A 13,128-nucleotide genomic window follows, 5' to 3' on the forward strand; every position below is an offset into this window, starting at 1 on the left:
CCGCTGATACCGCCGTCTCGCGAACGACCTGCGTCCGGTGTGACCGTCGACGGAAACGTGACCGACGACAGAAACGTGACCGGCGTGGTTCACACAGCACGCGAGCAGCGGCCGGCAGTCGGACGGACCCGCCGCGTCACCGCTCGTCCGCGGTGACGCGGTGGCAGGCGCAGTACCGGCCGGCCTCGGATTCGACCCCGTAGCCCGGATCCTCCGTCGCGCAGACGCTCTCCATCGTGATCCGTTCGTCGAGGATGGCCGCCGCGCGTTCGACGTCGTCTGCTTTCAGTGCGGAGAGCGCATCGTCGACGATCCGCGCCGACCGACCGTCTAGCGTAACGTCGCCGAAGTACGCGGATTCGAGCTCGGAAACCGTCATGAGGGGATCGAACGTTCGTCGCTCGACGGCCCTGACGAACGAGAGGAGCGCCGCCCACTCGTCCTCGGCCACGTCCAGGTCGTCCGGTGCGATGAGTTCGGGACACCGCGTCCGGAACCGGCATCCGCTCGGCGGGTCGGACGGGCTCGGGACCTCGCCTTCGAGGATCGTCCGATCCTGGCTGTGTTCCGGATCGGGGATGGGAAGGGCGTTCAGTAACGACTTCGTGTAGGGGTGTTGCGGATCTTCGAAGAGGTCCGTCGTCTCGGCGATCTCGACGATGTTTCCGAGGTACATCACCGCAACGCGGTCGGTGATGTACCGAACGACGGACAGGTCGTGCGTGATGAAGAGGTAGGTGAGGCCGAACTCCTCCTGTAACTCTTTCATCGTGTTGAGGACGCTCGCCTGGATCGAGACGTCGAGCGCGCTGACGGGTTCGTCACAGACGATGAAGTCCGGGTCGACGGACAGCGCGCGGGCCAGGTTGACCCGCTGGCGCTGCCCCCCGGAGAACTCGTGCGGGTACCGATTGTAGTGGTGTGGCTCCAGTCCGACCTTCTCGAGGAGTTCGGCCGTTCGCTCCTTGCGACCCTCTTTCGTGAGCATGTCGTGGGCCTTCATCGGCGCTTCGATGATCTGGCCGACCTTCATGCGCGGGTTCAACGACGACTGCGGGTCCTGGAACACCATCTGGACGTCCTGTCGGCGGTTTCGAAGGGCCGATCGTGAGAGCGACGAGAGATCTTCTCCCTTGAATCGAACCTCGCCCGCCGTCGGCTGTATCAGGTTGAGGACCGCCTGTGCGAGGGTGCTCTTTCCACACCCAGATTCGCCGACCAGACCGAGAATCTCTCCCTCGCGGATGTCGAAACTGACGTCGTCGACGGCCCGAACCCACGTTCGATCGAGTTCGACCGGACGAGTGGGGTTCGAGAGATCGACCGAGAGGGCATCGAAGAAGCTCTCGTCGTTCGGAAAGTGCTTCGTGAGGCCGTCCACTTCGAGGAGCGCGTCGGTTCCGGCGTCGGGGCGTGCGTCCCCGTCTGCGATCGAATTACGACTCATCGGGAACGGTCACCTCCGTTTCGTCGGCGAGCCGAGTCGCTTCCGTGTCCAGCGGGCTGCTCGTGTCGTATCCGACGTCGAAGGCGTCGTGTTTGACGCACGCCGCTCGCCTCGCGCTGTCCCGCTCGCCGGCCGTCCCGTCGACGAGCCGGGGGTCCGGACGGACCGTTTGACAGACGTCCCGTGCGTCCGGACATCGCGGGTGGAAGCGACACCCCTCCGGCGGATCGAGCCCGTTCGGCATCCGACCGGCGATGGTCTGGAGCAGTTCGACGTCTCGATCCGGTCGTGGGATCGAGGAGAGCAACGCTTCCGTGTAGGGGTGGGCCGGGTCCCGAAAGAGGTCACGGACGCCGGCCTGTTCGACAACCTCACCGAGGTACATCACGTTCACCCGGTCACAGAGCTCCGCGACGACGCCCATGTCGTGAGTGATCCAGACGAAGCTCGTATCGTACTTGTCCTGTAGCTCCTGGACCATTCGCAGGATCTGACCCTCGACGGTGACGTCGAGTGCCGTGGTCGGTTCGTCCGCCACGATCAATCGTGGCTCGCACGCGAGTGCCATCGCGATGAGGACTCGCTGGCGCATTCCCCCCGAAAACTCGTGTGGATACTCGTCGTACCGGGATTCCGGGTCCGGGATGCCCACTTCGTGCAGCATCTCGATCGCCGCCGTCCGTGCCGCCTGTCCGTCGACGTCCCGGTTCGACTCGATGATCTCTCGCATCTGGGCGCCGACAGTGAAGACAGGGTTCAGACTCTCCATCGGATCCTGGAAGATGAGGGAGATCTCCTGGCCACGAATCTCGGATCGAAGCCGGTCCATCGACATCGAATTCTCGGGATTGTCGCCGTCTACGATCGTCTGACCGCGAAACGTCACGGTCCCGCCGACGATGGCACCCGGCGACTCGACGAGACGGAGGAGGCTCCGACCGGTCACGCTCTTTCCGGCGCCCGATTCGCCGACGAGACCGACTATTTCTCCGCCGTGGATGTCGAACGAGACGTCATCGACGGCGCGAACGATCCCCGCTTCGGTGTCGAACTCGACGGTGAGATTGTCGACGCTGAGTAACGGTTGTTCACTCATTGTTAGTTATCAATTCGAGGGTCGAGTGCGTCCTGCAGCCCGTCACCGAACGTGTTGAAGGCCACGACGGTGAGCAGGATGGCCGCCCCCGGCCAGATACTGAACCAGGGGTTCGGAAGCATGTAATCGCGCGACTGTGCGAGCATCTGGCCCCAACTCGGCGTCGGCGGTTGCACGCCGAACCCGAGGAAGGAGAGGCCGGCGATCGCGAGGATCGCGTAGCCGATCTGTAACGTGCCCTGGACGAGCACGGGGGCGAAGCTGTTCGGGATGATGTACCGGAGGATGATCGTCCGGTTTCGTATCCCGCTGGCCTTCGCGGCCTTGATGTACTCCTCTTCGCGGACGCTGACCACCCGCGAGCGGATCAGCCGGTTGAACACCGGCATCGAGATGATCCCGATGCCGAGCATCGCGAACATCAGGTTCTGCCCGAACGCGGCCATGAACGCGATCACGAGGACCAGGAACGGGATCGCGTACAGCGTCTCCATCGCTCGCTGGAGCACGTCGTCGACCCAGCCGCCGTAGTAGCCGGAGACGGCACCCGTCAGCGTGCCGCCGACGAAGCCGATGAGCGTCGCGAGTAGTCCCGCAGTGACAGCGATTCGGGTCCCGTAGAGTAAGCGGACGAGAATGTCGCGACCTCGGTGGTCGGTGCCGAGCGGGTGTTCCAACGCGCCGCTCCCGTGGGTGTTTTCGATGCCGATAGGGGGTAGATGTGGTCGATACACCTCTGGGTCTTTTTCGGGGTGATAGAGGAACCGCTCCGCGAACGCGTAGTCGAAGACGTAGTAATCGATCGACGTGAGTACCGCAATGGCGAACACGAGCGAGATGACGAAGAGGCCGATACGTGCCGTCGTATCTCGGCGAACCTGTTTGAACGTATACGACAGTCCGACGTTGGGGTCGACGGTTCGGTCGTCGCCGGTGTCATCGATTTCGTCCTCGACCTCCGAGCCGTGGACGCTCATTCCGCATCACCGTACGTGACGCGCGGATCGATGTACGCGTAGGCGACGTCCGTGATGATCGTTCCGACGACGAACACGATTCCGTAGACGAGCGTCGTTCCCATGATGAGTTCGTAATCTCTGGTGTTTATCGCCTGGATGATCAACCGACCCATCCCGTTGATCTGGAACACGGTCTCGACCAGTACCGACCCGCCGAGTGCCGTGCTCATCCCGAGACCGACGATGGTGATGACGGGCATCTGCGCCGGTTTGAACGCGTACTTTCGAACGATCTTCTTCCGATCGACGCCGAACGCCTCCATCAGCTTCACGTAATCTTTCTGGAAGGATTCGACCATCGAAGAGCGTTCGATTCTGGTGATCTGCGCCATCTGAAGCGTCCCGAGTGCGATCATCGGAAGGAGGAGGTGACGGATCGAACTGACGACGACGTCGAGTTGCGTCGTCGCTCCTCTGATAGTCTCGGGCGCCGCCCAGGGGAGTGGGAGTCCGGTCGCCGGAAACCATCCGAGGTGGAAGGCGAAGACGATGATAAGTACGAGGCCGATCCAGAAGTCGGGGGTGCTCACGCCGATGAGCGAAACGATTCGGGAGCCGTGATCGACGGGTTCGTTCCGCCGTTTCGCGGAGAGGACGCCGAGTGGAATGGAGACCGCGAGCGCGAACACGAACGAAGCGAGGACGAGGTAGAGCGTCACCGGGATCCGCGCCACGATGACGGTTCGAACCGGAACGCCGTAGTTGATACTCCAGCCGAGGTCGCCCTGGGCCACGCCGACGAGATAGCTGATGAAGCGCCGGTGGGCGGGCTGGTCGAGTCCGTAGCGGGCCCTGACAGAATCGATAACCTCCTGCGGGACGTTCTGACCCGCCAGCATTACTTCGACCGGATCGCCAGGGATCCGGTTGGTGAGAAAAAACGTTATCGTGATTATTCCGAAGACTATCGGCACCGCCTGAACGAATCGCCAGAGTATGTATCGTGCATTCTTCATGTCTAGCCATCACATGCTAAATGGTATCGCATCCGAAGGAGGGACCCAGGCTCAGATAAATCTTCTGACTATCTAAAGAATTTCCGTAAATAATTCCAGGACAATAGTCTAATTCGAATAATAGCCGATTGTTTGTTTGTTAATTCTCCCAATAAGTGATAGAGAAGTGTGATTTCTATCTGACCCGTCTACCGGCAGAAGCCGGCGAGTACAGTCTACCGCGCTCGACGACGGTACGAACGGCTGGAACGGACGCTACTCGACGCCCACGTTGTAGTTTTCACCGACGAAACGCGGGTTCGCGGACGGCCGCGGGTTCAACGCGTAATCGGTGATGTGGTTGGCGACACCCCAGGACACGTTCGACCCGTGCGTTGGCAGGTGGACGCGATTTTCCAGGACGTGCGTAATCGCCTTGGAGTACAGTTCCTGGCGTTCGTCCCTGTCGGTCGTCTGATCCGCCTGATCGATCCAGTCGAACAACTGGTCGTTTCGGTAGTAGTGACCGTTGTCGACGCCCTCACGGTCGCTGTGATACAGCGTGTAGACGAACTCGCCCGGGTCCGGTTCGCCGCTCAATCCGAGCAGGTACAGGTTCATGTCGTCGGCGCTGCCGGAGTTGAACGTGCTGATGAACGTCCCCCACTCGAGTCGTTCGACCGTCGCCGAGTACCCGGCCTCCTGAATGCCGTTCGCGATCGTAACGGCGTCGTCTTCCCTGTCGGCTCCGGAGACCAGGATTTTGAGTTCGTAGTCCGGATCGAGTCCGCCCGATTCGAACAGTTCTGCGGCGCGGTCGACGTCCTTCTCGTTCGAAATACCTTCCCACTCGTCGACGGGGAAATCCCACTCCTCGGCGAGATTCCTGGGAATGGGTGAGTGCATCCGGTAGGCTGATTCCCCGTAGTTGACGTCGATCATGCGGTCGATATCGATGCAGTGCTCGACGCCTTTGCGAACGTCCAGGTTGGCCGTGGGCCCCTCGATGCAGTTGAACGCGATGAAGTTACACCGGAGCCCTTCGGTCGTCTCCAGCGAGGCACCGCCGATTCCCTCGACCGTGTCGTAGAGCTGTCCCGGCACCTGCTCGACCATGTCCGATTCTCCGGTCTCGAGGGTCGTCACCCGCGTCGAAGACTCCTCGATCAGGTTGAAGGTGGCCTCCTCGATCTCGGGATCGGTTCCCTTCCAGTAATCCTCGGTGGCTCGCATCGTGACCGACTCCCCGGTGGTCCAGTCGACGAACTCGAACGGTCCGCTCCCGACGTAATTCTCGCTCCACTCGTTTTCCGACCCCTTGTTGTCCTCCCGCACGCTCTTCGGCACGACGTGCGTGTTGAGAGAGAGCATGAACCGGGCGTACGGGTTCTTGAGGTCGAACTGAAGCGTGTTGTCGTCGACCTCCTCGATCGTGTCGATGATGTTGAACGTCGCGGCGTTCCCCCGCTCCTCGACGACGGGCTGGGTCATCGTGTACTTCACGTCCTCCATGGTGACCGGATCGCCGTTGTGGAACTCCGCGTCCGATTCGAACTCGACGATCCACCGCTGCCCGCCGCGCTCGGTTTCGGGCATCGACGCCGCTAGATCGGGATAGTAGCTCAGGTCGGTCCCGATGCCGACGATGTTGTTGAAGATGTTGTTCAGCACCTGTGCGTCCGGCGTGCTCAGGTACCGGATCGGATCGAGCGTCCGCGGTTGCGAACCCAGCCCGACCTGTACGCTCGAACCGCCACTTGACGAGGGGTCTGAGTCCCCACCGAGACACCCGGCGAGCAACCCGGCTGTCGTCGCCCCTCCGGCCAATTTAGTGAAATTACGTCTCGTGAGTGGAACCCGTTGTTGTTCCATGATACCAGCCACACGGGGTTCGTGTGTAATAGTATTTCTGGCAAAAAGTAGCTATCTGCCACGATATATGAAATATTATCGCAAATATTACGCAATGTTTTAAATTATTTGTCCACTCTGGGCCGAATCGATCCCGTAATGGAAACTACCGTTACCGACCGAGTTCGTTCGACCGCGACCAGCACTCCTCGAAGACGGACTGGCCGTCCATCGTCGTCCGCACAGAATAATCGGTTCGGGTGGGCGAAATCCGGCACTCGACGCGTGATTCGACGCGCGTCGTCTCGTGTTCGACAGCCGCTTCCGTCGTGGCCCTGACGACGAATTCTGTAGGGTCGGTCGGCGCAGCTGACGCCTCGATCGACTGATCGAACGACATCGACCCGCCGTGGGGTACCGTCATCGCGTGTGCCATCCCCGCCTCCACGGTGGCAACGTCGGTCAGGTGATCACGAGTCGTGCTCCAGCCGCCCTCCTTCCGGGTCGCGTACGGTGAAGACGCCGGAACGGTGGATTCGTCGGGATCACCCATCTCGATTCGATCCTCGAACGTCGGGTCCGCGTCGTGGGTCGTCCCCGGGAACGAGACCACCGCCGGATCGTCCGGGCTCGACAGCACGGTGTATCGACCGGGTTCGGTCGTCGTCGGCAACGCGAGCGGGAAAAACGCCGCGCTGATCGCGAGTCGAAGCCGGTGCCCCGGTTCGAAGACGTGCGATTTCGGTTTCATGTCGAGCGTCACCGTGTACTCGGTCCCCGGTTCGACAGGCTCCGGATCGGCGTGGCCGTTACGGTGGCTCGTCCGGAGTCGCCCGTGAGAGACCAACCGCGCCGTCCCATCCGGTGCGACGTCGACGAGGCGCCCGACGACCAGCGGATCGTCGACGGTCGATCGCAAGCGCAGCGTCACGGTTGGCGAACCGGTGAGTTCGATCGGGTCGTCCACCGGATCGGTCTCGAAGCACAGCGATCGGGCGTCGTCCGGCCCGACGTCGACCGGAACGGAGAACGGTCGATCGTCGGGTGAGTACATCCCGACCGTGTAGTCGTGTTCGTACTCCACGTCGAGGGGACCCGACTGGTAGGACGACTCCGGCGTCAGCCCGTCGGGCGTGAGGGCGTACGATAGCGTCTCCCCGGACGGCGGCCACGAGTCGGTCTCTCTCCAGGTACCACCCTCGACGACGCCACCGCCATCGCGTTCCGTCCAGAAGGAAAAAGTCGGCCACTCGGGCACCTCGTTGTCCACGTCTTTGAGGTAGTGATCGAACCACGCGACGACGCGGGGACGGAAGTCGATCGTCGTCTCTCTGGCGCGGTGGGGCATCGCGTGGCGCCACGGGCCGAGCAGGACGGTCGTCGGGGCTTCGATCCGGTTTCCGAATTCGATCGTCGGCGACGGGAAGTAATCCCGCCACCCGCTCACGGCGAACGTCGGCACGGAGACGTCCTCTACGGGCAGTTCACGTCGTTCCCAGTACTCGTCTTTCTGCGGGTGCGAGAGCGTGTTGAACAGCCACGGCCCGCCGTCGCGGAGTTGCGCCAGGTGGTCGTGCCACGCCTCCTCCCACTGGCCGTCGGCATCTCGAAAACTCGTGGGAAGTGACTGCAGCGCGAGCATCTGAGAGTTCCAGTGACCGCCGCGCTCGAACGGGTTCAACGTGCCCCCGAGGTAGGCCACTTCCTCGTACGAGGAGATGCCGGCCATGATCGGGACGATCGCTTCGAGCGGTTCCGGCTCTCTCGCCGCCGCCGCGAGACAGTTGTTTCCCCCGTACGACTTGCCGAACATGCCGACGCGGCCGTTACACCAGGGCTGATCGGCGATCCAGTCGATCACCGCCTCCGCCTCCGCCCCTTCGTCGGCGACGTCAGACGTCTCCAGCTTCTGCCCGGTAGAGCCGCCCGTCCCCACCATGTCCGCGGTGATCACTTCGTAGCCGTGGGTCGCCACGTACTCGATTATCGGGGCGTAGGCGCCGTAGGCGAGGTGATCGTCCGTTCGATACGGATAGTAGAACAGGAGCGCGGGACGCGGCGAGTCGCCGTCGTCGGGTTCGTACCGAGTCGCCCTGACACGCTCGTCTCCGACGGGGATGGACACGCCGTAGTGGCGAGTGAATCCCCCGCCATCGCGTGAGTTGGTAGCAACCATGCCACAAGAAGGGGTGCGGGTTCTGTTAAATGTGAAGGTCGGCCACCCACGAACTACCATAATAATTATAATTATCTGCTTCAGATGTTTTCTATGTAGTATACGGTATCTAGTAGGAATTCGGTCGCGACGACGGTCACCGGGCAGAACGGCGGTCGATCGAAGACGGGTGCTCGATCCGGCGCGATTACTCCGACACGATCGCCTCTGCCTCGATCTCGAGGACCATTCCCGGTTCGGGAAGACTGTCCACACCGATCATCGTCGAGGCCGGTTTCTCGTCGGGAAACGCCTCGCCGTGCGCGCGGCCGATCTCCTCCCAGTCTGCGAAGTCGGTCACCAGGACGCGGGTGATGACGACGTCGCTCATCTCGGCACCGACCTCCTGGAGGGACTCTTCGATCCTGTCGAGCGCGAACGACGCCTGCTCGTACGGGTCTCCGGGGGCGACCACCTCGCCATCCTCGACGGCGACGGTGCCGGCGATGCGGACCGAATCGCCCACTCTGACGGCCCGGTTGTAGCCAAATTCGGTCTCGAACACGGTTCCGGTCGAATACGATTGTCGCTCGGCCATGCCCGATACACCCAATCCCACCACTTGGCTCTGGCGATACCGCACGAATCGGCCCTCTTACCCGACGATCCGGACCGTGAACTGATGGGGTGTCGGGCGCGAACGGGTCGGGCCGAACGTGGCGGGACGAACGGGGCGTCACAGCGACGGTAGACAGGCAGTTCGTTTCAGAGCGCCTGCCAGGAGTGGTCGGAGTGGGTCAACCGCTCTGTCCCGTCTTCCGTGACGAGAACGTCGTCTTCGACACGAACGCCCCACTCGTCGTCGTAGATCGCCGGTTCGACGGCGAACACCATTCCCGGCTCGATCGTGAGTTCGTTTCCGCCGTCCATGTACGACCCGGACATGAGGTACGGCGGTTCGTGGATACCGAGCCCGAGCCCGTGTCCAGTCACGTGGAGGAACTGCCCCTCGTAACCGGCGTCTTCGATGATCGAACGCGCCACGTCGTCGACGTCGGCGGCCGTCACCCCGGGTTCGATCGCGTCGATCGCCGCTTCGCGAGCCTCTCGAGCGGTCTCGAAGGCGTCGACGAAGCCCGCCGGCGGGTCGCCCTCGTAGACGACCACACGACTCTGATCGCTCAGGTAGCCCTCGACACTGCAACCGAAATCCAGAACGACGGGATCGCCGGCTTCGATCGTTCGATCGCTGCAGGCGTGGGGCGGATGTGCGCTGTTGGGACCGCTCGCGACCTGCGTCGAGCCGCGGTCGCCGGCGCCGTGTTTGCGCACCCGGTACTCGATCTCCGCGGCGAGTTCGTTCTCCGTCATCCCCACCGCGTCCAGCGAGCGAACCTCCTCGGAGACCGCGTCGGTTATCGAACACGCCTCGCGGATGTGATCGATCTCGCTCTCGCTCTTCCGGCGACGGAGCGTCATCAGGAGGTCCGTCGCGACGTCGAACTCGGCGTCGACGACGTTCAACAGATCGAGGACGTACATTCCCCACATCCCCTGGTTCACCAGGATCCGATCGGCGTCTTCGAGTCCGATAGCCGCGACCGTCTCCCGAAGGCGAGCGACCGGGTCCTCCGTGTCGTCCCACGTGTAGAGCGTCTCCACCCACGAACTCTCCTCCAACTGTCGACGGTACGGCTCCGGCGCGAAGAAGACCGGCTCACCGCTCGCCGGCACGATCAGGAAGAGGTGACGCTTCTGCGGCGGCGTCAGAAAACCGCTCAGATAGTACTGGTCGATTCCCTTCGACAGTACGAGGGCATCTGCGTCGCGCTCGCGTAACTGCGCCTGGGCGCGCTCCGTTCGTTCCTGGCGGTCGTCCGTCGGGTCAGGTACCATGGTCGAGCGTCACAATCGAGTACGTTAAGAGTTGCCATATCTCCATAGAGGACATATCCGCTATATGGCAATACGGAATATATGTTTTTATCTAGGTAGTATATTCTAAAGAACGAAGGGGCGTCGACACCGCCCACGTACGACGGGATATCACAGCGGCTCCCACCCGTGGTACGAATCGGTCAATCGTTCGGTGCCGTCGTCCGTAACCAGGACCAGATCTTCGATGCGGATGCCCCACTCGTCGTCGTAGATCGCCGGTTCGACCGTCATCACCATTCCGGGTTCGATGGGGATCTCGTTCCCGCCGTCCATGTACGACCCGGACATGAGGTACGGCGGTTCGTGGATACCGAGGCCCACACCGTGTCCGGTCACGTGCAGGAACTGCCCCTCGTATCCCGCGTCGTCGATGATCGAGCGCGCCACGTCGTCGACGGCGGCGCCCGTCACCCCGGGTTCGATCGCGTCGATCGCCGCTTCCTGAGCCTCCCGAACGGTCTCGAAGGCGTCGACGAACCCGGCCGGGGGATCGCCTTCGTAGACGACGGTGCGACTCTGGTCGCTCAGATAGCCGTCGACGCGTGAGCCCAGATCGACGATCACCGGATCGCCTGGCTCGATCGTTCGATCGCTGTAGGCGTGGGGCGGGTGCGCGCTGTTCGGACCGCTCTGGACCTGTGTGGTCCCCTTGTCCGTCGCTCCGTGTTTGCGCACCCGGTACTCGATCTCCGCGGCGAGTTCGTTCTCCGTCATCCCCACCGCGTCCAGCGAGCGAACCTCCTCGGAGACTGTGTCGGCTATCGACGCCGCGTCGCGGATGCGATCGCGCTCGCGCTCGCTCTTTCGCTGGCGCAACGTCATCAGGAGGTCCGTCGCGACGTCGAATTCGGCCCCGAGTACGGTCCGGAAATCGAGGACGTACATCCCCCACATCCCCTGGTTCACCAGGATCCGATCGGCGTCTTCGAGTCCGATAGCCGCGACCGTCTCCCGAAGGCGAGCGACCGGGTCCTCCGTGTCGTCCCACGTGTAGAGCGTCTCCACCCACGAACTCTCCTCCAACTGTCGACGGTACGGCTCCGGCGCGAAGAAGACCGGCTCACCGCTCGCCGGCACGATCAGGAAGAGGTGACGCTTCTGCGGCGGCGTCAGAAAACCGCTCAGATAGTACTGATCGACTCCCTTCGACAGCACGAGCGCGTCCGCGCCCCGCTCGCGTAACGCCGCCTGGACGCGTTCCGTTCGCTCCCGTCGATCGTCCGTCGGGTCGGGTGCCATACTCGAGTGTCACGAGTGTGCGCGTTAAACATTTGCATAGATTCTGCGTTTCGTACGCATATACTGTCGAATACATGGGCTACTCCTCTTCAAATTATATCGACAGATCGGGACCCACGTTCTCGCGTTCGATCCCCGATCGACGACTCGAACGGGTGCCGACGACGGAACGACGGCACCGCACCCGTCGGACCCGGACAATCGGGCGACGAACTGGCCGAGCGAATCAGATGAAGCTCCGTTCGGCGTCCGGAGACCGATCCGCGAAGCGATCCGCGGACAACGAGGAGATATCGACGAGGGAAGGACTGCCCTCGTCGACCATCTCCGCGACGAGTTGACCAGTCGCCGGCGCGTGCATGAAGCCGTGTCCGGAGAATCCGGCGGCGACGACGAACCCGGGGAGCGGTTCGTCGAGTATCGGGTTCCCGTCGGGCGTTTGCGCGTAGACACCCGAGATCTCCCGCTGGACGCGCGTCTCGTCGGTGAAGAAGTCGGCCATCTCCCCGAGCCCTTCGAGGACGTCGATCGTCCACTCCGTCGACGGGTCGGCGTTCGTGTGACCGGGGTCGACGCGCGGCATCTGTTCTTGCGGGGCGCTCGCGATCATCACCTCGTCGTCTTCCGGATAGAAGACGGAGCCGGTGTCGACGTCCATCGTCAGCGGAAGGTCGGGTTCGTACGCATCTCCCGGCCGAACGAGGAGCTGGTAGCGAAGCCGGGGTTCGATCGGTAGCCGGAGCGAGACCATGTCCAGAATCCGACCGGCCCACGGCCCGGCGGCGTCGACCACGTAATCGCACTCGATCCGACCGTCGCCCGTCTCGACCCCGCACACCGACCGGTCCGGACCCGTTCCCTCGAGGAGGACGTCGGTTATCTCGGTCCCGATCTCGAACGTCGAACCGGCCGCCTCGGACGCATCGGCGAGGGCGTTCAGTGCGATCGTCGGGGAGACGAACCTATCGCGGGGCGAGTACGACGCACCGACGTACCGGGACGCATCCAGACCCGGGCAGTGAGCCGCCGCCTCCGCCGGGTCCAGAAACTCGTTCGGGAAGCCGTGCTCGCGCTGTAGCGAGACGTCCCGGCGGAGCTGGTCGGCACTCTCATCCGTTCGTGCGAGAAAGAGGTACCCGTTCGTCCGTTCTCGAACGTCGACCCCGAACTCCTCGTCGAAGTCGGCCCAGACCTCCATACTGTGGCGGGAGAGTTCGACGTTTACGGGCGTCGAGAACTGCGATCGAATGCCACCGCCAGCGCCGGTCGAACCGGCGCCGACGTGAGATTTCTCACAAACCGTCACGTCGATTCCGCGTCGAGCGAGATAGTACGAGGCGGCAGTACCGACGATTCCGCCACCGGCGACGACAACGTGCATGTCTCTCGATGTCGGTCGATACTGGTTAACTCTTCGGGCAAATGTGGAGTATCCACAATTATGGAGT

General features: G+C 62.7%; 10 protein-coding genes. All 10 read right to left on the reverse strand.

What is annotated here, in order from left to right:
- Positions 1–136: 136 nt before the first annotated feature.
- The gene (locus tag NO366_RS01825; RefSeq protein WP_256532609.1) at positions 137–1,447 is read right to left on the reverse strand and encodes an ABC transporter ATP-binding protein; all 1,311 of its coding nucleotides are present in this window, start codon (positions 1,445–1,447) and stop codon (positions 137–139) included.
- Positions 1,437–2,543 carry an ABC transporter ATP-binding protein gene (locus NO366_RS01830; RefSeq protein WP_256532610.1) on the reverse strand — a complete coding sequence of 369 codons (1,107 nt, stop codon included), beginning with the start codon at positions 2,541–2,543 and terminating at the stop codon, positions 1,437–1,439. The genes NO366_RS01825 and NO366_RS01830 overlap by 11 nt, the downstream gene beginning before the upstream one ends.
- A 2-nt stretch (positions 2,544–2,545) precedes the next feature.
- Positions 2,546–3,520: an ABC transporter permease gene (locus tag NO366_RS01835; RefSeq protein ID WP_256532611.1), complete on the reverse strand. Its 975-nt coding sequence runs from the start codon at positions 3,518–3,520 to the stop codon at positions 2,546–2,548.
- A complete protein-coding gene (locus tag NO366_RS01840; protein WP_256532612.1) occupies positions 3,517–4,518 on the reverse strand; it encodes an ABC transporter permease in 1,002 nt (333 codons plus the stop codon). The genes NO366_RS01835 and NO366_RS01840 overlap by 4 nt, the downstream gene beginning before the upstream one ends.
- Positions 4,519–4,773: 255 nt before the next feature.
- On the reverse strand, positions 4,774–6,369 hold the full coding sequence (locus NO366_RS01845) for an ABC transporter substrate-binding protein (protein WP_256532613.1): 1,596 nt from the start codon (positions 6,367–6,369) through the stop codon (positions 4,774–4,776).
- A 151-nt stretch (positions 6,370–6,520) separates the two neighbouring features.
- Positions 6,521–8,524: a CocE/NonD family hydrolase gene (locus tag NO366_RS01850; protein ID WP_256532614.1), complete on the reverse strand. Its 2,004-nt coding sequence runs from the start codon at positions 8,522–8,524 to the stop codon at positions 6,521–6,523.
- 187 nt (positions 8,525–8,711) lie between these two features.
- A complete protein-coding gene (locus NO366_RS01855; protein ID WP_256532615.1) occupies positions 8,712–9,101 on the reverse strand; it encodes a RidA family protein in 390 nt (129 codons plus the stop codon).
- 167 nt (positions 9,102–9,268) lie between these two features.
- Positions 9,269–10,399 carry a M24 family metallopeptidase gene (locus tag NO366_RS01860; RefSeq protein WP_256532616.1) on the reverse strand — a complete coding sequence of 377 codons (1,131 nt, stop codon included), beginning with the start codon at positions 10,397–10,399 and terminating at the stop codon, positions 9,269–9,271.
- A gap of 150 nt (positions 10,400–10,549) precedes the next feature.
- A complete protein-coding gene (locus NO366_RS01865) occupies positions 10,550–11,680 on the reverse strand; it encodes a M24 family metallopeptidase (RefSeq protein ID WP_256532617.1) in 1,131 nt (376 codons plus the stop codon).
- Positions 11,681–11,906: 226 nt separating this feature from the next.
- Positions 11,907–13,061: an NAD(P)/FAD-dependent oxidoreductase gene (locus NO366_RS01870; protein ID WP_256532618.1), complete on the reverse strand. Its 1,155-nt coding sequence runs from the start codon at positions 13,059–13,061 to the stop codon at positions 11,907–11,909.
- Positions 13,062–13,128 lie beyond the last annotated feature (67 nt).

This window comes from Halovivax cerinus, from assembly GCF_024498195.1.
Lineage (GTDB): Archaea > Halobacteriota > Halobacteria > Halobacteriales > Natrialbaceae > Halovivax > Halovivax cerinus.